We start from the raw sequence: 24,151 nt of genomic DNA on the forward strand, positions 1-24,151 counted from the left end.
TAAACCGTATCACTAAAATAATAATTTATTTGTTATCAGACATTCATTTTCTGTCTTGGCAAATTAATTTCATGTTCTTGCGGATATGGAGCCCGATGTGTCATGCTGACGTCTTCCCGAATATGTTCGTGGACTTTATATTGGCTGTCTTTGGAGTTTGAATATCGTGGATCAGGAATGAAAGGCATTTTTGCCATTTTGGTAACGGTAATTGTAGGAAAATGATAATCAACCTCGACATTACCTAAAAGCAAATAACAGCCACCACCTTGGAAGGGATATTTCTCAAGGCTGTCGGTAAAGTGCGCCGTATCGAAATATTCCCCTTCTATGTCTATCCAAGTGCCAAAGTACATTGTTCCTCTTTTGGTAGGCACGTGTTTTCGAGAAATCAGATAAGCGAGCATTTTAATTGTTTGTTTGTGGTGTCTTAGCAAATCCTTTGCCATTACATCCCCCTTGTATCTGGTCTTCAACAGATCGAAAGGAGAGCAGGATACAGGAAAACTTAACAGTTCTATTTCATCAAAGGCATCTTCAAAAGGGGAACGTTCCAATACAGGTAGCTTGTACTCTTTGACTGGCTCCTGAAGCAGCATCAGGTTTCGATTTTCGGGTTTGAAGTTTACCAGAATTAATCGGGCTATCACTAGTAATTGGTTTTTTGTTTTGCCGGTAAAGTGGAATGCACCGATAAAAATCAGAATCTGGATTCCTTCAATTCCTATTGGGATTCGATTGATGAAATCTTCCAATGATTTGAATTCTCCATGTTCCTCACGTTCTGTAACTATAGCATGTGCTGTTTTAGTTTCCAATCCTTCCAGGTGCATCAAGCCTAGATAGACGTCGATACCATATACTGTAGTTTCGTATTCACTCTTATTGACACATGGATTGTGTATGGTAGCTCCAGACATTCGTGCCTCATGAACATAGACTTCGGTACGATAAAAACCACCCTGATTATTGATTACCGCTACCATAAATTCGACGGGATAGTACACCTTCAGGTATAAGCTTTGGTAACTTTCAACTGCGTAAGATGCGGAATGTGCCTTGCAGAAAGAGTAACCAGCGAAAGATTCGATTTGTCTGTATATTTCTTCGCTCAACTTTACCGGATGTCCTTTTTGCACACAGGAGGCAAAGAAATTATCTTTCACTTTTTGCAAAGCAGCTTTTGAACGGCCTTTGCCACTCATAGCACGGCGCAGGATGTCTCCATCAGCAGCTGGAAGTCCCCCATAATGCAAGGCAATCTTAATTACATCTTCCTGATAGACCATAATACCGTATGTTTCGCCGAGCTGTTCCTTAAAAACATCATGGAAATACTCGAACTTGTCGGGATTGTTATGTCGGAAAATATATTCTTTCATCATTCCTGATTGGGCTACACCCGGGCGGATAATTGATGAAGCTGCCACAAGTGTTTTATAGTTATCGCATTTAAGACGGCGAAGCAGTCCGCGCATGGCAGGACTTTCAATATAAAAACAGCCAATGGTTTTTCCTCGTTCTAAAAACCTATTGGCTCTGACCTCATCTTTGGATAGTGACGTATTGCGGATGTCTACTTTAATACCACGGTTCTTTTGAATCAGCTTTACGCTATCATCAATATGTCCGATACCGCGCTGGCTTAAAATATCGAACTTTTCAAAGCCAATATCCTCAGCGATATGCATATCGAAAAGGACAATTGGAAAGCCTTTTGGCGGCATCTCCAGCACTGTGTAGTTGGTAATGGGTTCTTCCGAAATTAATATACCACAGGAATGCATGCTTCTCTGATTCGGATATTTTTCGAGCATCATTCCGTATTGCTGTACATACTTTACTACTGAATTTTTATCATGTAAAGCCATTGGGTTTTTAGCCAGCATATCCAATTCTTCCTTTGGTAATCCAAACACTTTTCCAACCTCCCTAAATATTGATCGATACTTGAACTCTACATTGGTTCCGCAAAAAGCTACATGGTCAGCACCATAGCGATTGAAAATATACTCAAGTATGGTATCACGCTCTTTCCAGGACCAGTCAATATCAAAATCTGGTGGGCTTTTACGGTTCACATTCAGGAAGCGCTCAAAATACAAATCTAATTCTATTGGGCAAATGTCAGTAATACCAAGGCAATAACTCACGATACTGTTGGCACCGCTTCCACGACCGATATGCAAAAATCCACAGCTATTGCTATAGCGAATAATATCCCAGGTTATTAAAAAATAGCCACTGAATTCCAATTCATGAATTACTTTCAATTCCTTCTCAACACGTGCTTTTGCCTGAACATTATTAGACCCATATCTCCAAACTAGTCCTTGGTTTGCAAGACTTGTAAGCAAAGCCATATCGCTCTTTCGATTATTGGTATAAAACTTTTTATTTTTTGGAGTTTTGAAATCGAATTCGAAGTTACATTCCTGAATTATCTTTTCGGTGTTTGCTACTATCTCTGGGTACTCGTTATATTTTAAAAGAAGCTCTTCTAAAGGGAGCATCACTTCAGAAGTTTTACAGTAATCATCTTCAGTAAGTTTGGATAAAATAACATTAGTATCGATAGCCCTCAGGATCTTATGCAGATTGAATTCCTTTTTTGTGCGGAATGTTACGGGTTGCAGGATGACCATTTTGCTTTGTTTATTTTTCCATTCCTGTAGATATAATTTAGGAAGCTGTTCCGGACGAATACCAATATATTCGTTTTCTTTCAAAACCGTAGGTACATTTTCAAATGGATAAATTATAAAAACAGCATTAAATCCTGGTGCTTCCAAAGGCAAAGCTGAATTCTCAAAATTATGTTTGGTCAGAAATCGGTTCATTTCTGCAAGACCTTTAGCATTTTTGGCAAGTCCTATATAACGCAACTTATGATTGCATCGAAATTCCAGACCAACCAATGGTTTTATCCCAACCTCATTGCATGCTTTTATGAAATCATAAATACCAGTAACCGTGTTGATGTCTGTTAATGCTATAGCCTTCACGTTAGATGCAATAGCTTGTTGTACCAAGTCCATCAGCGGGATAGTGCCGTAGCGCAGGGAATGAAAGGAATGACAGTTGAGGTACATGGTAGATTAGAATTTACGTTTTAAAATTTCGGCTTTGTTATTGGGCTTGAAGGTTGCGCCAGCGCATCGCATGACAGCATCAAAGCCATAACGACTCTTCATTTTATCCATCGCTTGGTATAATGATAACATTTCCTCTGTGTCTTCAAACATATTTATTTGGTATGTGCCTCTGACGAGTCCGCTAAAACGAATTCCGATTAACCGCAGGCGCATGCGACGCTGGTATAATTTATCAAATAAATCGGTAATACTTTTAGTCAGGATGTGATCGGCTGATGTATATTGTATCCGGCATTGCTTGGTTTCCGTATCGAAATTAGAGTACCGTATCTTTATGACTACCGTTGAGGTGAGCCATTCTTCGGAACGTAATTGAAAAGCCAGTTTTTCCACCATCCCAACCAGTATTGATTTCAGTTTTTGGATATCGATCGTATCCTGTACAAAAGTATGTTCTGTTGAAATTGATTTGCGTTCCGTGTAGGGCTCAACGGGATTGTTATCAATGCCGTTCGCTTTTTTCCATATCTCAATACCATTTTTACCAATCATTCGTTGCAGCACTTCGGCTGGCATTTCAGAGAGTGTCTGAATGGTACGGATACCAATTCTTGACAATAATTGAAACGTTACATCACCCACCATAGGGATTTTTTGAATGGACAGCGGATTTAAGAATGGCTTTACCATATCTTGGGATATTTCCAAATTTCCTCTTGGTTTTCCCTCCCCAGTTGCAATTTTAGAAACGGTTTTGTTTACTGATAATGCGAAACTGATCGGTAATCCAGTTTCATTGATAACCGATTGTGCCAGCTCATTGGTCCATTTATAGCCTCCGTAAAATTTATCCATGCCGGTAATATCGAGATAGAATTCATCGATACTGGCTTTTTCCATTATTGGGGCTTTCTCTTCGATAACTTGAGTAACATCATGGGATAACTTAGAGTACAATTCCATATCGCCTTTTATCACTTTTGCCTGTGGACAAAGTCTAAGCGCCATTTTAATTGGCATCGCTGAACGAACGCCGAATGTTCGGGCCTCATAAGAACAGGAAGCAACTACGCCACGATCTCCACCGCCAATAATCAGCGGTATTCCTTCTAGTTTTGAGTTTCCTAATCTTTCGCAGGACACAAAAAACGTATCCAAATCCATATGTACAATTGCTCTTTCCATAGTCATCCCATTTTATACACTACAAAATTAGTACAGGTTGTAACAAAAATACTTATATTTGCTGTTACAAATTGTAACAAAATTAACATGTCTTTATTTTCAGACAACATCAGGAGCCTTAGGGTTAATAAGAAAATTTCGCAGGAAAAACTTGCCGAATCGATTGGTATCACTAGAGGTCGGTATGTCAAATATGAAGACGGGAGCTCTGAAGCGCCGTATGAAATACTGAAGAAAATAGCGCATTATTATCACATCAGTATTGACCTGTTGCTTTCTGTGGATGTACGGAAAATTCCGATGGATGATTTGTTGAAATTGGAAAATAACAGATTAGTACTACCGATCACTGTTGATGCAGCCGGGGAGAATTTTATTGAAGTCGTTACACAAAAAGTTAAGGCTGGCTACTTAAATGGTTATGCCGATCCAGAATATATTGAAAGCTTGCAACATATTTCCCTGCCATTTTTGGGTCCGGGAAAGCACAGGGGGTTTCCGGTTGAAGGAGATTCGATGCCACCACACGAGGACGGTTCAATTATAGTCGGGCGTTATATTGAAAAGTTAGGAGACGTGAAAGATGGCAGGACTTATATACTGATAACCAAAAGCGAAGGTATGGTGTATAAGCGATTGAACAAAAATAAAAAAAATGCACTGGTTGTAGAATCAGACAATAGTTTTTATCCAATTTATGAAGTCAAGGTTTCTGATATTCTCGAAATTTGGGAGTACGAGTGTAATATCGGTAGGAGCGACAGAAAACAAGAAATGGATGAAGTTGTAAGTGTGAAAGATATGTTTTTGGAGCTGAAAAGGGATATTAACGATTTGAAAATTAAGCATTAACCCAACTTGCAGATTTAGACGCGTCTAAAAGTTAAAATTATGTTAAATACAAGTTGTTAGTAGCTATAAAAGGTGTAAAATGAATCTTTTTTAGTTTTTTTTCATTCAAACACAGCTTTTTTTAGGTAAAATACGATTTGTAGTCCTCAGTAACTATTGTAGGATTTGTGGTAGTTTTGCAACTTTGTGAAATGTATTTCAAAGCCTCATGTCGCAATAATCCACAAACTCAAAAAGTGGAATCCTACTACCGATTGGTAGAAAGCTATCGTGATGCCAATAACTACATCAGACACAGAACCATTGTAACGGCTGGATTTATTGATCATTTTTCTGCCGATGAATTGATTTTATTCAAAAAAACATCACTGATCGTATCAATGGCAAGCCTATTTTATTGGTTCAAGACTCCGATGCACATCTTTTAGAATTCGCTGATGAGTTGTATTATAAAGCTCTGAAAGGCGGAAAGGTTGATTCTAAAATTGACCCTGAAAGAGACATGGCTCATGTTGATTTGAACACTTTTAAACATTTAAATGCAAAAGAGTTGGGAGCAGAATGGTTGGGTTTTCAAGCTTTGAAACAGATCAAAATTGACAGCTTTTTGATGGAACAAAAATGGTCGGATGAGAAACTTCAATTGGCGATGACGCAAATTATTTCTCGTGCCGTTTTTCCAGCAAGCGAAAACAAAACCAGCAAATGGATAATCGAAAACTCATCTATTTGCCAGCTTACAGGCTATCCGATTGAGAAAATCACAAAAGACAAATTGTATTGAAGTGCTTTGGATTTGTATGCCATAAAAGACTATTTGGAACAATTTTTATCTAAAAAAACCGACGAATTATTTGATATTCAGGACACTATTTATCTCTACGACTTGACTAACACTTATTTTGAGGGTCAGAAACGAAATAGCGATTTAGCTCAATTTGGTCGTAGTTAAGAAAAAAGAACCGATGCCAAATTGGTGGTTCTTGCTGTGGTGGTCAACTTGGAAGGTTTTCTGAAATATTTGAATATTTACCAGGGCAATATGGCCGATTGTAAAACGCTTTTGGACATGATTGACAACCTGAAAGTCGGCAGTGGTTTGGTCAATAAAAAGTCGCTAATTGTCTTTGATGCAGGTATTGCCACTCAAGAAAACTTGGATATGGTAGTGGCAAAAGGCTACGATTATGTTTACGTAAACAGAACTAAATCAAAAAAATATGATTTAAAAAATGAAATTCCAACGATAATTTATGATTCTAAAAATCAAAAAACAGCCATCAATCAGATTGAATTACAGGCAAAAAAACAAGAAACTATCCAGCACGATTTTTGTATATACAAAGTCAAAAGCGACTTCAAGGCAATGAAAGAGCGTTCGATGAATGTAAAATTCAAAGAACGTTTTGAGCTTGAATTGCAAAAATTAGCCAAGGGGATTACCCTAAAATCAGGCATCAAAATCCAAGAAAAAGTACAACAAAAAATAGGTCGAATTAAAGAAAAATATCCATCCATAGCTCCGCATTTTACTATTAATCGCACCCCAGACCAAAACAAAATAAACATTATCAGTATTGATTGGCAAGCCAATGAAACCGCCATAAAAAAGGAAAAAGAACAAGGAATATACTTTTTAAAAACCTCCTTAAAAGACAAAGACGAGACTACAATTTGGAAAATATACAACGCCTTACGTGAGGTGGAAAGCACTTTTAGAACTCTCAAAACCGATTTGGATTTGAGACCAGTTTATCACAAAAACGACAACGCAACTATGGCTCATTTGCATTTGGGACTTTTGGGCTATTGGATCGTAAACACAATTAGACACCAACTAAAAACAAAAAAAATAAACCACGATTGGAAAGAGATTTTGAGAATATCGAGCACTCAAAAACTCGTTACAACTTCGATTGTCGATGACCAAGAAAACACGATTATCATAAAAAAATGCTCTGAACCCAACTCCAAATTACAAGAAATCTATCAGGCTTTGAAATACAAATCAAGACCCTTTAGGATGAAAAAATTTGTAGTCCCCAAACCAGAACATATAAAACACACAATTCAGAAAACAGGGCACTTCACGAGTTAATTCCTGCAAGTTGGGTTGATGCTGTAACTGTAAGAATTGTATTTGGTGTTTTTGGGGCAAAAAAAATCCGATACTTTTGGTATCGGATTTAAAGGGAATCTGTATTGAATAAAATTAGGATCAGTAATTGGAGTGGAAAACCTTTTTTAGATGGAATCCTGCATGTAAATTATTGGAAGGTAAATCGAGTTTATTAAAAAAAAAACAAGTAATTACTGAGTTTAGTATTAAGAAATTGGTACAATTTATAATGAATTAATAAACTCTAAAAGTTCGCTTCGTTCTATTGCAGTCAATTTTTTGAATTTATCCTTAGCTGATTTAGCTTCTCCACCATGCCATAAAATCGCTTCGGTAACGTTTTTGGCTCTACCGTCATGCATTAAATTAGTATGATTATTGACCGTTTCGATTAACCCAATTCCCCACAAAGGTTGTGTTCTCCATTCTGTACCTGTGGCTTTAAAATCGGGAGTATTGTCTGCTAAATCAGTTCCCATATCATGTAATAACAAATCAGTATAGGGACGGATCGTTTGGTTTCTCAAAGCTGCAATAGAATGATTACTTCCTGTTTGTATTTTTGGGATGTGACAATTAACACAACCTATAGTTTTAAATGTTTTTTTTCCTTTTAATACATTTTGCTCTGCATAATTTCTTCTTGCGGGAACGGCTAGTGTACTAGAATACAACACTACTCTCTCAAAATTTAAATCCGATATCTCTGGAGTTCCTCCATTAGCAATAGCGGTAAGATCTACGCCAAATGGTGCATTTTCGTTTGGAAACAAACTCGTAGTGATTCCCATATCTCCCAGAAAAGCGCCCGCAACTTGCTGACGTACGCTAGGCTGATTGGCTTTCCAACCAAAGCGCCCTATCTTTTTCGAGTTGGATGCTACATCATGTACGTAATTTACTTTTCCTGAAATACCGTCTTTATTGGTGTCGTTTTCATCTGCAAAACCAAGTAATGTACTTTCTGGAATAGCTTCTAATAATCCCATTCCTATCATCTGATTGGCAACTCTTGGAGAAACTTGAAGATTACTGGCTAATGGACCATGCCCCAAAGTATTAATTTGATACGATGGTTTTTGCAAAACAACAGTAGTTCCATCTGCGAAAGTCTCAGTTATGGATTGGTAAATAATAGAAATTTTGCCCTCAATAGTTTGACCAAGAACGGCACCGTCTTGTAATTGTCCTCCATAAATAGGATCAGGAAGATTCCCTCCGTTACCGTCAATACCAGGAATACTCAATCGTAGCAACAAACCATGACCAGTTTCTCCAGCTACCAAAGGTGCTCTTCCTCGACCGTCTTTAAAATGACAACTCGAACAGGAAATAGCATTAAAAAAAGGTCCTACACCGTCTCTTGCAGTAGTAGAAGCAGGAGCCGTTACCCAATTTTGTCTAAAAAAAGAATTTCCAATACCAAAATCCGATTGCTCATCGAAAGATAAATTAGGAGCAAAGAAGCCAAAAGCCTCCTCTGATTTATTAAAAACTGTTGTTTCTCCACCTGAAAATTGTTCGCCTTCTTCCGCAGTTAGAGGGATATATTCTTCCGCATCATTTTTACTGCAACTCAAAAAGAGAACACCAACCAAAACGACTAATACTTTTTTATAATTTTTCATTTTTAAACAGAAAAAAGTGTCCTCATAATAAGAACACTTTAGTTATACTTTATTTTGAAGCTTTCTAGCTATTTACAATAACACCTATTTTTACAGCTCCAGCTAATAGATTAGCTCCGAACGTTTTTAATTCAGTAGCTGCCGCAGTTACTTTTTTACCTTCTACAGACTCTTTACCACCTGAAATGGCTAAATCAAAAGGAGCAAGAATAGCAGTCATTTTTGTTAAACAAGAATTAATAGATACATCAGTAGTATTATATATTTCAGTGTTGGCTTGTTTTACCAAATCCTCTAGTGAAGCACCGTCAACACTACCATAATTCCCTTTATAAATATTGATAACACTTTGTAGATTTAAAGCAATATCTCTATGTGTATTGTCACTAAAACAAGAATGCTCATCTTCTTGATCTGCATTTCCAACAGCAACTTCCATACGCTCTACTGGTAATTCAGCAGACACTAATGACGTGATCCCCAGGTATATATTTTTTATAGCATCGTCTTCTTTCAACGCTAAAAAAGTAGCTCTATAAGACCCACCCTCTTTCCATTGGTTCACTACTTGTAATAAATGGTCTGTCAATAAATCAGCACATACATTTAAATAAGTAGCTCTTCTTTCTTGATTAGTAGCAGTACCTCCAGTTTTTAAATAATCAGTATAAGGTCGTTGCCCAGACTTGTTTGCCGATGGCGTCGTTAAATCCTGACCCCAAAGTAAGAACTCTATAGCATGATATCCCACACTAACATTCGTTTCTTCTGTTCCAGGAGTATTTAGAACTAATAAAGAAGCTTTGTCTATTGTTGGATAAAGTTTTGGGTTATTTATAATTCCTGATGTTGAAGCTCCCGCCGTATAATCAATATAATTTTCGTCTAAAGGCCAAGAATTGATGTACCCTTCTGGTCCTTTTAATTCCTCATTATCTATTGGTCCGTTTGCAAAACGAAACCCTTCTGTTGTACCATAACTTTCTCTTGAATTTTTCCAAGCTGTTTTGGCAGCTGTAAAGTTAGCCTCTGTTGGTGTTGTGGTAAATGTAGTGATCGCTGTTTTTAAAACTACCGCATCATCATAAGCTTTTTTATAATTGGCGTAAGCGATATTGGCGTAATTTTCTATAACTTGTTTTTTGGTAACCTTCGAGTTTTTATCATCATTATTACAAGATGCAACTACAAATACGGCAAGTAAAAGAAAACATAACGTCTGAACTATTTTTTTCATAAAGTGTTTATTTAGAATAATTAAATTTAAGCAAAAGTATAATTTTTTGTTAATGTGCCAAAGTTTTATTTAGATTTATTTTAAATAAAAGAAAGGCTTTTGTTAAAATGTATTTGAGTTTTAATGAAGTACTAAAAACCTCATTTTAAGATTTTTTCTGTAAAGCCTTTTTTATCCAATCTCCATATTGAATTTCATCAGATGTATAACCAATTGGCAGACTCAAGTCTTTTCCTTCGGGATTCATTATCACATAATAGGGTTGTGCATTGGCTTTGTAACGCGTAATTTGAAAATCACTCCATTTGTCCCCTATAGATTCAATACTTTCGCCTGTATCTTTCGAAATGTATTGCTCCGAAACTGGCAACTCCCTTTTATCATCTACATAAAGTGATATTAAAACCACCTCATTAAGCAACAAATTCAAAACTATTGGATCTGACCAAACATAGTCTTCCATTTTTCGGCAATTGACACAAGCATATCCTGTAAAATCCAACAATACGGGCTTGTTTACTTTTTTGGCGTAAGCCAAACCTAAATCGTAATCCTGAAAAGCTACAATTCCATGCGCTCCTAGATGTGCGCCTTTGGGTAGTTGAGCCGTTGTACTTTTATTTTCAGTTGCACTCCCAGTATTTTTTGGACTCTCACTGTATGAAGGAGATGGCGGAAAACCACTAATTATTTTCAAGGGAGCTCCCCACAAACCTGGAATCATATACAACGTAAAAGACAAAACGAAAAGACCAAACAACAATCTCCCCACCGATATGGAACCCGAAGGAGAATCATGCGGTAATGTTATTTTTCCCAATAAATACAAGGCTAGCACTCCAAAAATGGCGATCCAAATGGCTAAAAACGTCTCTCTTTCCAGAAAATGCAGTTGCAAAACCAGATCAGCATTAGACAAAAACTTGAATGCCAAAGCAAGTTCCAAAAATCCTAAAACAACCTTAACGGTATTGAGCCATCCGCCAGATTTTGGCATACTATTTAGCCAACCTGGGAACATAGCAAAAAGCATAAACGGCAAAGCCAATGCCATCGAAAAGCCTAACATTCCTATAACGGGTGCCAATCCACCTTTGGATGCGGCTTCGACTAATAACGTTCCAACGATAGGACCCGTACACGAAAAGGAAACAATGGCCAATGCCAACGCCATAAACAAAATCCCAATTACTCCGCCTTTATCGGCTTGTTTATCAACCTTATTTGCCCATGAATTAGGTAACATAATTTCGAATGCTCCCAAAAAAGAAGTGGCAAAAACGATTAATAAAACAAAGAAAATAATATTGAACCAAACATTTGTAGCCAATTCGTTGAGCGCATCTGCGCCAAAAAGTCCCGTTACTAGAGTGCCTAACAATACGTACAAACCAATAATGGAAAGTCCATAAACAATGGCATTTTTAATACCAGCAGCTTTACTTTTGCTTTGCTTTGTAAAAAAACTTACCGTCATGGGGATCATCGGAAAAACACAAGGCGTTAACAGAGCCGCAAATCCAGACAGAAAAGCAATAAAAAAAATGGCAACAAACCCTTTCTTGGATTTTTTTTTGGGATGATTGACTGTTGCTTCAGATTCTTTCTGAACCGCTTTTGGGGTAACTTGATTTATTTTCGCAGCAATTTCGGAAGTACTTGATTTGTTGGCCGCTACTTCGGTTTGGACACTAGCAATGGGAACTTCTGGGATCTTGAATTCAAAAGTTTTGTTTTGCTGGATACAAGCTTCATTACACGCTTGATAAGAAACGGCTACTAAAACTTTGCTCGTTTTGGTGTTTTTAATTTTAATTCTTTGGGTAAAAACAGCTTCATTTTCAAAAAAGCATTCTTCTACTTTAAAAACATCATTGTAGACTTTTTCGAAAGTACTTTCGGCAACTTTTCCTAATCTTTCAAAATTACCTTGCTGGTTTTTGAAAACAAATTCGCTTGGGAGTGCTCCTCCATCGGGTGTAAATTGCGAATACAAATGCCATCCTTTTTCGATAGTCGCTTTCATGATTAGTAAAAACTCTGTATCCGATTTTTTTTCGACCCTTGTATGCCATTTTACAGGATCGAGCATTTGGGCATTCATGCCAAATATTGCAAAGAATGCGAGGTATAATAATATTTTTTTCATTGGTTGGTGTTTATGTAACTGGTATTCGTTTTATAAAAATTATTTGCTTTTACAATTAGGCTTTTATAAAATCTGCTAAATCTGTGTAAAAAATTAGGCATGCAGATTTTGCAGATTTGCGCAGATTTTAAAGTATAAAAAAGGAATAACAAGTTTAAACAGGGTCGATTATACAAGCGAATACCCTGATATTTATAGCTTTTGGATTTTAAATAAAAAACGGCAACTATTCCTAGAAACAGTTACCGTTTTATGTTATTTATTTAGTATTGGATGTCAAGAACGTTTTTACGCCTCCTATGTACCCTTTACTTTCTGTTGGAAAATCGATAGCATACATATTTTGAGCAATTGGATCTATATTTTGAGATTTCCAAGTAGCACCTCCATCAGTAGTTTTTATCAACTCGCCATACTGTCCAGCTGTATAACCTATTTTTTCATTCACAAAGAAAATCCCTCTTTGTTGATCATCTACTGGCAAAAAGAGTCTGGTTACTGTATTCGTATTCAGGTCGATTTTTATAACCACCCCACTTTGTCCACAGGCATAACCAATATTTGGAACTGGAAAATGCATATCCTGCAAACGAATGGTTTGTTTGGTATCTATTGCTGTCCAAGTTTTGGCAAGATCTTTTGAGATTCTCAAAACACCATTAGCACCACAAACCACAATGGTAGCCGCATCTTTCATGTAAACTGCCCTCAAATCTGTAGTGACACCACTGGTTTTTTTAGTCCAAGTAACTCCTGCATTTGTGGTAGTCAGTAAAACTCCTGCTGCACCTACACAAACTCCGTTATTTTTATCAAAAAAAGTAACCCCATATAGGGTTTCAGTAGTGCCACTTACCGCTTGCTTAAACATTACTCCCGCATCGGTAGTGTACAAAATAGTTCCAAGACTACCTACTATCCAACCTGTATTAGCATCTATAAAATAATTGCTATACAACTGTCCCAACAGTGTAGGAATAACTAATTTTGTCCAATCTTTACCTCCATTGGTCGTTTTTAGCACGGCACCTTGCGTTACTGTTTCAATAACCATATTCCCAACTGCAAAACCATTGTCAAGACCTATAAAATCGAGGTCATTGATGGTAGCGTTCAATATCAAGCTATTGGTACTAATGCTATAATCGGGCACTTTTGCGGTAGCTTCTGGAAACGTTTCTGTTTCGCACGAAACAACTATTCCCGCCAGTAAAAATACTGGAATTATATGTTTAAAAATCGTTGTTTTCATATGTGATTGCTCCTTTTTTATTTTGTAACACCTCTTGAATGTTACTCTTGTTTTGTTTTCAATATTGCTTTGCTACCAGCTACGTAACCTAATTTATCATTCCAATACGCCACATCCGTTAGGGTTACTGAAACTCCAGATTTCATTCGACTCCATGATGCTCCACCATCTTCGGTTTTAAAAATCAAACCAAATCTACCTACTACATATCCTAAATTATCCGTTAAAAAGTTGATTCCTTGCATGGTTTCGGTCATTGGCGGATTGATCAAAGTAAGAGCGTCGTTTGCCAAGTTGATTTTTAAAACAATTCCATTCGATCCACAACTATAGGCTACGTTTTGTGAGGGTGCAGCAATTCTATAAAATGTTGCAGCAGCTACATTTGTAACTTGCGAAGTTGGAATTGTAGTAAAAGTATCTCCAAAATTGGTCGTTTTTAAAAGAACTCCCGCCGCACCAACGATATAAAAAGTAGTTGCATCTTTGATATAAATCGCTCTCAAAGCAGTGACAATATCCTTCCCATCTACAGCTTTAGCAGATTTGATTGCCCAAGTAGTACCACCATCTTTAGTAATCAAAATTTTTCCTGTAGCGGTAGTGCAAGCTCCAAGATTTTCATTCAAGAAATTCACGGCAAGTACATTCTCGGTAGCCAGTAAAGTAGCAGGAACTTTATCAGTCCAAGTCAAACCCTGATCGGTTGTTTTCTTGATAATAGCACCGTTTCCGACTACCCATCCTGATTGTTCAGATGTAAAACTAATATCATTAAGATTATTTGTAGTTTTGGCATCCATTTTTTGCCAAGTAACGCCTTGATCCATTGTTTTTATTACATAGCCCAATTGCCCTACCGAAATAGCGGTTGTTCTATTGAGCATTTTTAGAGTAGTATTCTCATTGATGGTGTTCAAGTCCTCTAGTACTTTATACGGATTTGGATACACTAATGGCGCTTCTATTTTAGAGTCAGAACCTGTACAAGAAACCATAGAAATGATTCCTGTGATTAATACTAGTGATTTTATAAAAATTGACTTCATTATTTATATTTTTTATTATTTAAAGAAATGATTAAAGTTCGAAAGTGATTTCAAAAGATAAAGAACTACCCGTTAAACCATCTTGTCTGTTGTTATGAGCGTAGCGCAAACCAATATCCTTCATCGCTACAAAGTGCTGAATTGGTTTTCCGTTTGCATCCAATTTTGCATTAGCAAAAGGAACATAGCGCAAGGCTAATCCTGTACGAACTGCCGAGAACGTAGCCAAATCCATATCACTGGTATAAAATTCCTCTGGATTATACACATGCTGACCATAAGCGGCATAATAAGAAGTTCCCTCTTGGTAATGAAATCTCGCAAATGGTGTTATTGCAAATGATTTATTGACTTTCAATACCGTTTCCATACCAAAGGTTATTGAGTTAATATCCCAAGTATCTTTGTACAGTCTGGCGTAGGTGCGCAACACGATTGCAGGATCTAAAAAGTAATTGAATCGTCCAGAAATGGCAATTTTGTAGCGTTCACGAGGTAATTTCTCAATTCGGACTTCTTTTTGATATTCATCTCCAATACCATCATTAAAATAAACTCTGTGAAAAGGAGTAGAAAGCAATCCTTTTTGAGCCAATAAATCAAGACCTACAGAAGCATTCATTTTTTGGTTTATGGCAAATGAGAATCCGTTTACCAATGCATACGAAGTTCTATAATCTACAGGATACATTTGCCCATCTTTTTCGATAGCCTCTCCGCTATATACAAAAGGAGTTGCATACGGATTTACAGAACTTGCAGAAGCACCTGTTTCTGCATCTAATGCCGATGCACGAAACTCTCCTGGATGTACCACCATCCAGCGGTCAACCGTAGCACCAAAACTAGTAGAAAGAACTTGATCGTTTTTCTTTAATTTTTTAGATAACGAAAGACCTGCATTTACAGATTGCACATCATATTCGCTAGAAAATCCAGCACGAGGCGCAACAGTAACCGTAGGCGAAAGTTGGTGCTCATAAGCAACGTTACCATAGATGCGAGTTTCGTCTCCGCTTACTCCAGTGTTACCGCTACTCGCAGCCGAAACGTACTTGTCTATAGTCGCCAAGGATGCCGATGTAAAATGGTCTATTCCAGTATCTATCGCTACTGCATCTACTGATTTTATAGGCAGATAAAGATGCACTTCTTGCGAAAAACTCTCTAGTTTTTGAGAACCAAGTCCTCCATTTACAGCACTTCGGTCTCCGTCTTGATCGTAATAATTACTCAATAACGAGATTTTGGTTGGTCGTTTATCTTTCTCTTCTTTGTTTTTAGCGTTTTGACCAAATGATAATTTACCTACTAATAGCATAAATATCACTATCAAAGCATTAAAATTGGGAAGCGAAAAAATAAATAAATGTATAATTAGCATCATTGTGTGTTTCTATTTTTTGAATATTTTGTTTGGGTTAATTGCAACCACATCCGCCGCCTGTTTTTCCTGTTTCCCCGCCTGAAGCTCCTTCTCTAAAAGAAAAACCTTCGGATTCTAATTTCTCTAATGAAGTAGTTCCTGTTTGCATCGAATAATCCGAAACGTATTGTCTTTGATAGGGCTTCACTGGAGCGCAACGGCTGCAAGTACCTATGAGTACAACTGCTGATAAAAGCAATTTAATTTTGTTGAACATATTGATTTGTATTTAAATTATCTGAATAATAATATTGATTTTGATTGTCTATCATAAAACATTGAATGTCTTCAAATTGATTTACAAACTCCAATCCCTGTTCTAATCCCATCAAGAAAACTGATGTGGCAATAGCGTCACACAGTTCTGGATCAGGACTAATAATGGTTACACTTTGAAGTCCTTTTACAGGATAACCCGTTTTTGGATGAATGATATGAGAGTATTTTTCGCCATCAATCAGGGCAAATCGCTCGTAACTGCCCGATGTGGCTACGGCTTGATTTTCTAAAGGCAACCAAGCAATGTAAGATTCTTTTTTATTGGGATCTGCAATACCTACTCGCCAAGGATAACCCTCATTGTTTTTACCCCAACACACCAAATCGCCACCAGCATTGACCAAACCCGATTGAATTCCGTAACTAATGAGCAACTCCTTTATTTGATTGGCAATATATCCTTTGCCAATAGCCCCAAGCTCAATTTTGGTACCTTTATTGTTTATGAATACCGTTTTGTTTTTGGAGTCTAATTGCACGTATTTATAGTTAATATTACTAACCGATTGTCCAATTGCTGCTGGTGTAGGGAATTCACTCATTGGTTTATCAAAATACCAAACTTTGTCTATTGAGGCAAAAGTGATGTCAAACAATCCTTTTGTCAGTTCAGATATTTTTAGCCCTCTTTGTATTAGATAAAACAATTCGTTGCCCACAACAACTGGACGCACGCCCGCAGCCTGATTGACCGCATGCATTTGAGTTCCCGCCTCCCAAGCCGAAATTATTTTTATGAGTTCATTGGCTTTTTCAAATCCTTTTTGGATCAATTCCTGCGCATCTTTCTCTTGATCGTCATCCATTATAATCGAAATAGACAAGGTTGAAGTCATAGACGGAATCGTCTCTGTGTATAGTTGTGACATGATTACTGATTGTATTTGGAAAGGCTATTTTTTAATACTTTCTTTCAAAGCCTCCATAGCTTTATCGTAACCCATAGCTTTTGTGATTACTTTTTTGACATTGAGGTTTTCGTCTGCAATTACCAAAAGAGGAAAAATTCCATTTGGATTTAGTTTTTCGGCTAGAGCATCATTAGTTGCAGTAATATCTTTGGCTAATTTTTTGCGCTGAGGAAAATCAGCATTGTAAAACACAAAATCAGCGTTCAAAATTGAAGCAACCTCTTTTTGCTCGACAAACTCATTTTTGAAAACATGACAAATCGCGCACCAATCTGATCCCGAAAAATAAACCGCAATGTATTTGTTGCTCTCTTTGGCTTTTTTAACAATCGTTAAATCATCTTTATCGGTAGAAACGCCCGCTGAGGAGCATAAAAACAATGAAAAACTTACAAAAAGAAGCTTTTTTAAAAATTTAGTCATTTTAATTTTATTTAGAATAATTAAGAATAGTGCGAAATTATTCGTTTTTATATTACAAACCAAATCTTATTTAGAATAATTTTAAATAATAATTAACATTTTTTAAATGATCCATTAAGATAAATTTAAGTACCCAAATAGTGTACTTGGTATAATAGCGTAGTTTGTATTTAGTTAAACAAAGGGTTTAGTGTTATAAAATACAACGATATATTGTTGCTAACTTAGTTAAGTCAAACACAAGATCTTTTTTTTATTTTTAATTATTCTAAATAAAATCTTGTTTTATAAGCTTCTGCAAAATACCTTTGCCGAAATTTTTTTTTAATCCAAAACAAAAAATATCATGACCTTTAAAAAATTATCTCTTTACGTATTGCCAATTATAGCAGTAGCATTTGCTTCGTGTTCAAAAGACGAAGATGTAGTTGACGAAACTTTCAACTACACTGTTCCGGCAACTTACAAATTTGAAAGAAACTCAGTAACATCTGTAGATTATTCAGGTCAATCAAGCCGTTTATTAATGCTAGATGAAATGGGTAACTATTATAAAACCGCTGCAACGAACGCAACAGTAGTAGATGATGTTGTTCTTTCTCAAATGTATAGTAACACAAACAATCGTTTTACTGGAGCTGGTTTGAATGATTCGGGGAAATTATTAAAAGATAAAACAGCAGCTTCTAAAGATTATTTCTCTTTATATCTTGGTGGTGGATCTACTGCTGAACAAGTTAGCGTTCGTGATTTTTTTGAAACCCAATTCAAAAACGGTAATACAGCCAGTAAAGGTACAACTGCAGCCCCAGGTGTAGCAGGTGTTTATCTAGACGGAACAAGCAAACGATTGTTTGCCGCAAATGGATTAGAGCCGCAACAAGTATTATTAAAAGGGATGATGGGTGCTTGTTTTATGGATCAAATAGCTAATAATTACTTAAGCTTGAATAAATTAGACGAAGCAACTAATAAAGTAGACAACACTAATAAAGTTTTAGCGACAGGAAAGTCTTACACTACAATGGAGCACGCTTGGGATGAAGCTTATGGTTATGTATATGGCGCAGATAATTTAACTGTTACCCCAAATGTTTTTAAATTTTGGAGTAGTTATATAAACCAAGTTAATGCAGATAGTGATTTTAACACTATTAAAGCGGATATTGAATTGGCTTTTCGCAAAGGTAGAGCAGCTATAGTGGCTAATGATTATAAAGTTCGTGATGCTCAGATTGACATTATCAAAACAAAATTAGCAACAACATCAGCTGTTAGGGCGGTATTTTATTTGCAAGAGGGTAAAGCAAAGTTAGCAACAGGAGATGCTGGAGCAAAGTCGCTACACGCATTATCAGAAGGATATGGTTTTATTATGTCATTGCGTTACACCAATAAACCAGGTACAAACAGTCCTTATTTCACAAAAGCAGAAGTAGATACAATGTTAGCATCTATGTTAAGCGGAACTAATGGTTTGTGGGCTATCGATACTTTGGGAGCAAAATTAGATGCTTTATCTACACAGATAGCGACTAAATTTGGTTTTACAGTTGCTCAAGCTGCAACAGTAAATTAATTTAGAACAAATACAGATAATTATAAATTGCTTTTGTATTTTTGCCTAAAATTTTCCTAAAATGAAGAAAATAGCACTAATTTTTGTTTTTGTCCTTGCCTTAGTAGCCTGTTCCTCTAATGGCGGAGACGATACTACAAATAGCAATAGTTTTGACCGTACTGCACTTTTGACCAATTGGGCAGATAATATTATCATCCCTAGTTATACCAATTATCAAAGTAAGTTACAGGCATTGACAACAAGCGCAAACACTTTTGTGGCAACACCTACCGAAAGCAATTTGAAAGCGTTGCGAACCTCTTGGCTTGAAAGTTATAAAGCCTACCAATATGTTTCGATGTATAATTTTGGCAAAGCCGAGGAAGTCAATCTCAATATGGCTGCCAATACCTATCCAACGGATGCCGCAGGAATTGAAACTAACATTTCTAATGGTGTTTATAATTTGTCTTTGTTTTCACAATTTAGCAGACAAGGTTTTCCAGGATTGGATTATTTACTTAACGGTTTAGGAACAACAGATGCAACGATAGTCACTTTTTACAGTTCGAATGCTAATGCGGCGAATTACAAAAAATACCTAACCGATGTAACTGCAAAATTAAAAGCAAACGCAGATGCCGTTGTAACCGACTGGAATTCGGGATACAGAGCGAGTTATATAGCCAATAACGGAACGAGCGTAACTAGTGCTGTAAATAAAACGACCAATGCTTTTGTGAAAAATCTTGAAAAAGACATTCGTACTGGTAAATTAGGAATTCCTGCAGGACAGTTTTCTGCTGGTGTTAAATATCCAGAAAAAGTAGAGGCTTTCTATAAAAAAGACGTTTCTAAAGAGTTGTTGACGGTAGCTTTGCAAGCCGAACAAGATTTTTTTAACGGAAAATATTTTAATAGCGCTACAACAGGAGCAAGCTTAAAAGCGTATTTGGATTACTTGAATGTCATTAGAGATACTAAAAAGCTAAGTGACATCATCAATGCACAATTTTCAGCAATTACAGTTTCTAATAATGCGTTAAGCAACAATTTTTCGGAGCAAATAACGGCTGATAATGCTAAAATGATTGCCGCTTACAGTACTTTACAACAAAATGTAATTTACACCAAATTAGACATGATGCAAGCCTTAAACATTACAATTGATTATGTAGATGGCGATGGCGATTAATTATGAAATTTAGCTTATCAAAATATCTGAATACCTATTCACAGGCCTCGACGCTAGCTTTTTTTAGGCTAGCGTTTGGTTTTATGATGCTTTTTAGTCTCATTCGTTTTGTGAGTTATGGCTGGATTGAGCAATTTTATATCCAACCGCAATTTCATTTTACCTATTATGGTTTTGAATGGATAAAACCACTGGGTAATTATACCTATTTGTTGTTTTTGATAGCGGGTATAGCTGCCTTGTTTGTTGCTATTGGATATCAATACAAGATAGCGATTATTACCTTTTTTTTGAGTTTTACCTATATCGAGTTCATGGATAAAACCACGTATTTGAATCACTATTACTTTATTACGGTTTTGAGTTTTATTTTGATATTTCTACCTGCAAACACCTATTTTTCGGTAGATGCGTATCGAAATCCTAAAATGGCGTACCAAAAAATTCCCCGCTGGACGGTTGATATTCTAAAACTTTTATTGGGAATCGTCTATTGCTATGCAGGACTTGCCAAACTCAATTCGGATTGGCTATTCAAAGCGATGCCGCTAAAAATTTGGTTGCCAAATAATTCTAATTTACCTATAATTGGGACTTTATTGAATGCCAACTGGGTGCATTTCGCTTTTAGTTGGACAGGGATGATTTACGACCTAACTATTCCTTTTTTATTGCTTTACAAAAGAACTAGAACCTTCGCATTTGTACTGGTTGTCGTTTTTCATATCTTGACAAAAATCCTATTCCCGATTGGCGTTTTTCCGTATGTAATGATTGTTTGTTCTTTATTGTTTTTCGAAAGTTCTTTTCATGAAAAAGTATTGGATTATATTGCAAAATCCCTCCATTTTAATATCAATATCTTTGAAAACGGAAAAGAAAAAATCCAGAATTTCAATGCTATTTATAAAACGAAATTAGTTGTAATAACCTGTTTCTTAGTATTTCAGATTGCATTTCCCTTTCGATATTTATTGTACAAAGATGAATTATTTTGGACAGAAGAAGGATTTCGATTTTCGTGGCGTGTCATGCTGATGGAAAAAGCAGGTTACACCCAATTTACAGTTACCGATGCCAAGACCAAAGAAACTATAATGGTTAACAACCGTAATTTCTTGACCACTTTTCAGGAAAAACAGATGGCTTTTCAACCTGATTTCATTCTGGAATATGCCCATTATTTACACGATTATTATCAAGAACTGGGCTTCACAAATCCAGAAGTTCGAGTAGAAAGCTACGTTGCCATCAACGGAAGATTGAGCAAACCCTACATTGACCCAAAAATAAATCTCGCCAAAGAATATGAATCTTTCCAACACAAAAACTGGATATTACCATTTAACGATGCAATTAAAGGATTATAGTACCCTATTTTTTTTAGTATTTTTTCTAAATGCTTTCTCCCAAAACAAAATTTCTGGGGTTATCAAAACCGATTCAGGCGAAACTATTTCGTTGGTATCCGTTTACAATAAAACCACCGAAACAAAAACGGTCTCGAACAAAAATGGTGAATTTGAAATTGAAAGAAGTGCAACTGGCAATTCAGAATTGGTATTTTACAAAGAAAATTACTCCCTGCTGGAGCAAACAATCCCCGCTTCCGAAACAAACACAACAGTCGTTTTACCCCGAATAACCAACTTATCCGAAGTGGTAATTAGTAAACAAAGAGATAAAGTTTTTGCCATAAGCAAATTAAAAGACATAGACGAAACAGCTATTTATGCGGGAAAAAAAACAGAGGTTATCTCGATAAACAAATTAACGGCGAACAAAGCTACCAATAATGCCCGTCAGATATTTGCACAAGTCGTGGGACTAACCATCAACGAAAGTTCGGATGGAGGTTTACAATTGAGCATAGGTGGTCGCGGATTAAATCCCAATAGAACTTCTAATTTCAACACACGCCAAAATGGATATGATATCAGCGCTGATGTTTTGGGTTACCCCGAAAGTTACTATGCCACGCCAACCGAAGCATTAGAGGAAATTCAAGTGGTACGTGGCGCGGCCTCGTTGCAATACGGAACGCAATTTGGCGGATTGGTCAATTTTAAAACCAAAACTCCAAGTTCAAAACCAATAGAATTTGTTACTAGAAACACTATTGGATCTTATAATTTATACACCAATTTCAGTTCCTTGAGCGGAACTAGCAGGAAATTCAGTTATTATGCTTTTTATAATTTTAAGAAAGGAGACGGTTTTAGACCCAATTCTGAATTTAAAAGCAATAATTATTTTGCTAATTTAAACTACCAATTCACTCCCAAAACGTCCTTGCATTTTGATTACACCTATTTTGATTATCTGGCACAACAAGCGGGTGGTCTAACCGATAAAATGTTTAATGACGACCCAACCCAAAGCAATAGATCCCGAAACTGGTTCGCCGTAAACTGGAATTTATTTGCGTTGCGTTTCAAACATAAATTTGAGGATAATGCCGATTTCTCCTTGCAACTATTTGGTTTGGATGCGAGTCGTAAGGCGATAGGTTTCCGTTCGAATCGGGTTTCAAATCCAGACATCGAAGGAACTGTACGAGATTTAATTGTAGGCGATTTTGTCAATTGGGGTGCCGAAGCACGCTATTTAAAACAATATAAAATCAACGATAACACGAGTGCATTCTTGATTGGAGCCAAATATTACCAATCTAGAAACACAGGGATACAAGGCCCTGGAAGCTCTGGTAGTGATGCGAATTTTAACCTTGCCAATGCCGAATTTCCTTTTTATGCCAATCAATCGGATTATACTTTTCCGAATTTGAATTTTGCCTTTTTTGGAGAAAACATCTTCAAAATAACGCCTCATTTTTCGATAACACCTGGTTTTCGATTCGAAAAAATAAAAACACAAGCCATAGGTTCGTACCGCAAAATAAATTTAGATTTAGCTGGAAATGTGATTCTGGATCAAACGATATCCGAAGATAATATCAAAGATAGGAATGTTGTTTTATTGGGAATCGGATTGAGCTACAAACCTCAAAACCGAATCGAGTTTTACGGTAATCTGTCGCAAAATTATCGTTCGGTAACCTTCAATGACATCAGAACCGTTTCGCCAAGTCAAGTGATTGACCCGAATATTACAGACGAAAAAGGTTTTTCCTCCGATATTGGAATTCGAGGACAAATAAGCGATAAAGTAACTTTTGACGCTAGTGCTTATGCTTTGTATTATGATGATAAAATAGGCGAATACGAAACGAAAAATCCCAATGGTTCCGCAGCAATTGTTCGCTATCGAGCCAATATAGGAACGGCAATAACGTATGGTTTTGAAACGATGTTTGATTGGAGTGTCAGCAAAACTTTTTTTGAAGAAAAAGAAAACTTTGTGTGGAATGTCTTCTCGAATGTTGCTCTCACGGATTCCGAATACCTAAAATCAGACGCTCCAAATATTCAAGGAAACAAAGTAGAATTCGTACCGCTTTACAACATCAAATCTGGAATGGGTATAGGGTATAAAAACTTCATGACAAGTTTACAATTTACCTATGTTTCTTCACAATTTACAGAAGCGAATAACAGTAAAACTGATGCAAATGACAATACTTATGGAATTTTCGGACAAGTTCCTTCTTATTATGTAGCTGATATTTCGACTTCTTACAAATGGAAAAAATTAAAACTAGAAGCTGGAATTACCAACTTTACAAACAACAGCTATTTTACCCGAAGAGCTACTGGTTATCCAGGTCCAGGAATTATTCCGTCTGATCAAAGAACTTTTTATACTACTTTGGAATTTATTTTTTAGTTTT

The 24,151-nt window shown here is 36.5% G+C and carries 19 protein-coding genes; 8 read left to right on the forward strand and 11 right to left on the reverse strand.

The window, feature by feature from the left end:
* Positions 1-35: 35 nt before the first annotated feature.
* Both FNW52_RS16535 and dinB read right to left on the reverse strand, forming a co-directional pair.
* Complete coding sequence (locus FNW52_RS16535; RefSeq protein ID WP_143378586.1) at positions 36-3,092, reverse strand: DNA polymerase III subunit alpha; 3,057 nt, start codon at positions 3,090-3,092, stop codon at positions 36-38.
* A gap of 6 nt (positions 3,093-3,098) precedes the next feature.
* A complete protein-coding gene (gene dinB / locus FNW52_RS16540; RefSeq protein ID WP_143378627.1) occupies positions 3,099-4,280 on the reverse strand; it encodes a DNA polymerase IV in 1,182 nt (393 codons plus the stop codon).
* 87 nt (positions 4,281-4,367) lie between these two features.
* On the opposite strand from dinB, the gene FNW52_RS16545 reads away from it, so the two are divergent.
* The 4 genes from FNW52_RS16545 (at position 4,368) to FNW52_RS16560 (ending at position 7,230) form a co-directional block, all read left to right on the forward strand.
* Entirely contained in the window at positions 4,368-5,132 is a 765-nt protein-coding gene (locus FNW52_RS16545) for a helix-turn-helix domain-containing protein (RefSeq protein WP_143378587.1), read from the forward strand.
* A 191-nt stretch (positions 5,133-5,323) separates the two neighbouring features.
* Complete coding sequence (locus FNW52_RS16550) at positions 5,324-5,560, forward strand: hypothetical protein (RefSeq protein WP_143378588.1); 237 nt, start codon at positions 5,324-5,326, stop codon at positions 5,558-5,560.
* The gene (locus tag FNW52_RS16555) at positions 5,530-5,916 is read left to right on the forward strand and encodes a hypothetical protein (protein ID WP_143378589.1); all 387 of its coding nucleotides are present in this window, start codon (positions 5,530-5,532) and stop codon (positions 5,914-5,916) included. The genes FNW52_RS16550 and FNW52_RS16555 overlap by 31 nt, the downstream gene beginning before the upstream one ends.
* Before the next feature lie 207 nt (positions 5,917-6,123).
* Positions 6,124-7,230: a transposase gene (locus FNW52_RS16560; RefSeq protein ID WP_255515628.1), complete on the forward strand. Its 1,107-nt coding sequence runs from the start codon at positions 6,124-6,126 to the stop codon at positions 7,228-7,230.
* A gap of 245 nt (positions 7,231-7,475) precedes the next feature.
* Here the strand turns inward: FNW52_RS16560 and FNW52_RS16565 are convergent, their stop codons facing one another.
* From FNW52_RS16565 to FNW52_RS16605, 9 genes are all read right to left on the reverse strand, one after another.
* Positions 7,476-8,879 (reverse strand): di-heme oxidoredictase family protein, encoded by a 1,404-nt coding sequence (locus FNW52_RS16565; RefSeq protein ID WP_143378591.1) that lies wholly within the window; start codon positions 8,877-8,879, stop codon positions 7,476-7,478.
* A gap of 64 nt (positions 8,880-8,943) precedes the next feature.
* A complete protein-coding gene (locus tag FNW52_RS16570; protein WP_143378592.1) occupies positions 8,944-10,116 on the reverse strand; it encodes an imelysin family protein in 1,173 nt (390 codons plus the stop codon).
* 145 nt (positions 10,117-10,261) lie between these two features.
* Positions 10,262-12,265: a cytochrome c biogenesis protein CcdA gene (locus FNW52_RS16575; protein WP_143378593.1), complete on the reverse strand. Its 2,004-nt coding sequence runs from the start codon at positions 12,263-12,265 to the stop codon at positions 10,262-10,264.
* Positions 12,266-12,524: 259 nt separating this feature from the next.
* Positions 12,525-13,517: a hypothetical protein gene (locus FNW52_RS16580; protein ID WP_143378594.1), complete on the reverse strand. Its 993-nt coding sequence runs from the start codon at positions 13,515-13,517 to the stop codon at positions 12,525-12,527.
* Positions 13,518-13,558: 41 nt separating this feature from the next.
* Positions 13,559-14,566 (reverse strand): YCF48-related protein, encoded by a 1,008-nt coding sequence (locus FNW52_RS16585; RefSeq protein ID WP_143378595.1) that lies wholly within the window; start codon positions 14,564-14,566, stop codon positions 13,559-13,561.
* A gap of 31 nt (positions 14,567-14,597) precedes the next feature.
* On the reverse strand, positions 14,598-15,953 hold the full coding sequence (locus FNW52_RS16590) for a DUF3570 domain-containing protein (RefSeq protein WP_185966017.1): 1,356 nt from the start codon (positions 15,951-15,953) through the stop codon (positions 14,598-14,600).
* Positions 15,954-15,987: 34 nt separating this feature from the next.
* Positions 15,988-16,209: a DUF4266 domain-containing protein gene (locus FNW52_RS16595; RefSeq protein ID WP_143378596.1), complete on the reverse strand. Its 222-nt coding sequence runs from the start codon at positions 16,207-16,209 to the stop codon at positions 15,988-15,990.
* Positions 16,193-17,140 (reverse strand): FAD:protein FMN transferase, encoded by a 948-nt coding sequence (locus FNW52_RS16600; RefSeq protein WP_185966018.1) that lies wholly within the window; start codon positions 17,138-17,140, stop codon positions 16,193-16,195. Before FNW52_RS16600 ends, FNW52_RS16595 begins: the two co-directional genes overlap by 17 nt.
* Positions 17,141-17,164: 24 nt before the next feature.
* Positions 17,165-17,605 (reverse strand): thioredoxin family protein, encoded by a 441-nt coding sequence (locus FNW52_RS16605; protein WP_143378598.1) that lies wholly within the window; start codon positions 17,603-17,605, stop codon positions 17,165-17,167.
* 346 nt (positions 17,606-17,951) lie between these two features.
* On the opposite strand from FNW52_RS16605, the gene FNW52_RS16610 reads away from it, so the two are divergent.
* From FNW52_RS16610 to FNW52_RS16625, 4 genes are all read left to right on the forward strand, one after another.
* Complete coding sequence (locus FNW52_RS16610) at positions 17,952-19,184, forward strand: DUF4856 domain-containing protein (RefSeq protein ID WP_143378599.1); 1,233 nt, start codon at positions 17,952-17,954, stop codon at positions 19,182-19,184.
* Between the two features lie 61 nt (positions 19,185-19,245).
* On the forward strand, positions 19,246-20,361 hold the full coding sequence (locus FNW52_RS16615; RefSeq protein ID WP_143378600.1) for an imelysin family protein: 1,116 nt from the start codon (positions 19,246-19,248) through the stop codon (positions 20,359-20,361).
* Between the two features lie 2 nt (positions 20,362-20,363).
* On the forward strand, positions 20,364-21,731 hold the full coding sequence (locus FNW52_RS16620) for an HTTM domain-containing protein (RefSeq protein ID WP_143378601.1): 1,368 nt from the start codon (positions 20,364-20,366) through the stop codon (positions 21,729-21,731).
* Entirely contained in the window at positions 21,670-24,147 is a 2,478-nt protein-coding gene (locus FNW52_RS16625) for a TonB-dependent receptor domain-containing protein (RefSeq protein WP_370511576.1), read from the forward strand. Before FNW52_RS16620 ends, FNW52_RS16625 begins: the two co-directional genes overlap by 62 nt.
* Positions 24,148-24,151: the final 4 nt, after the last annotated feature.

Source organism: Flavobacterium sp. ZT3R18, from assembly GCF_007097385.1.
Lineage (GTDB): Bacteria > Bacteroidota > Bacteroidia > Flavobacteriales > Flavobacteriaceae > Flavobacterium.

Coding starts and splice junctions, on each gene's coding strand:
- FNW52_RS16535 (WP_143378586.1), bottom strand. CDS start 3,092: ATGTACCTCAACTGTCATTCCTTTCATTCCCTGCGCTACGGCACTATC.
- dinB (WP_143378627.1), bottom strand. CDS start 4,280: ATGGAAAGAGCAATTGTACATATGGATTTGGATACGTTTTTTGTGTCC.
- FNW52_RS16545 (WP_143378587.1), top strand. CDS start 4,368: ATGTCTTTATTTTCAGACAACATCAGGAGCCTTAGGGTTAATAAGAAA.
- FNW52_RS16550 (WP_143378588.1), top strand. CDS start 5,324: ATGTATTTCAAAGCCTCATGTCGCAATAATCCACAAACTCAAAAAGTG.
- FNW52_RS16565 (WP_143378591.1), bottom strand. CDS start 8,879: ATGAAAAATTATAAAAAAGTATTAGTCGTTTTGGTTGGTGTTCTCTTT.
- FNW52_RS16570 (WP_143378592.1), bottom strand. CDS start 10,116: ATGAAAAAAATAGTTCAGACGTTATGTTTTCTTTTACTTGCCGTATTT.
- FNW52_RS16575 (WP_143378593.1), bottom strand. CDS start 12,265: ATGAAAAAAATATTATTATACCTCGCATTCTTTGCAATATTTGGCATG.
- FNW52_RS16580 (WP_143378594.1), bottom strand. CDS start 13,517: ATGAAAACAACGATTTTTAAACATATAATTCCAGTATTTTTACTGGCG.
- FNW52_RS16585 (WP_143378595.1), bottom strand. CDS start 14,566: ATGAAGTCAATTTTTATAAAATCACTAGTATTAATCACAGGAATCATT.
- FNW52_RS16590 (WP_185966017.1), bottom strand. CDS start 15,953: ATGATGCTAATTATACATTTATTTATTTTTTCGCTTCCCAATTTTAAT.
- FNW52_RS16595 (WP_143378596.1), bottom strand. CDS start 16,209: ATGTTCAACAAAATTAAATTGCTTTTATCAGCAGTTGTACTCATAGGT.
- FNW52_RS16600 (WP_185966018.1), bottom strand. CDS start 17,140: ATGTCACAACTATACACAGAGACGATTCCGTCTATGACTTCAACCTTG.
- FNW52_RS16605 (WP_143378598.1), bottom strand. CDS start 17,605: ATGACTAAATTTTTAAAAAAGCTTCTTTTTGTAAGTTTTTCATTGTTT.
- FNW52_RS16610 (WP_143378599.1), top strand. CDS start 17,952: ATGACCTTTAAAAAATTATCTCTTTACGTATTGCCAATTATAGCAGTA.
- FNW52_RS16615 (WP_143378600.1), top strand. CDS start 19,246: ATGAAGAAAATAGCACTAATTTTTGTTTTTGTCCTTGCCTTAGTAGCC.
- FNW52_RS16620 (WP_143378601.1), top strand. CDS start 20,364: ATGAAATTTAGCTTATCAAAATATCTGAATACCTATTCACAGGCCTCG.
- FNW52_RS16625 (WP_370511576.1), top strand. CDS start 21,670: ATGAATCTTTCCAACACAAAAACTGGATATTACCATTTAACGATGCAA.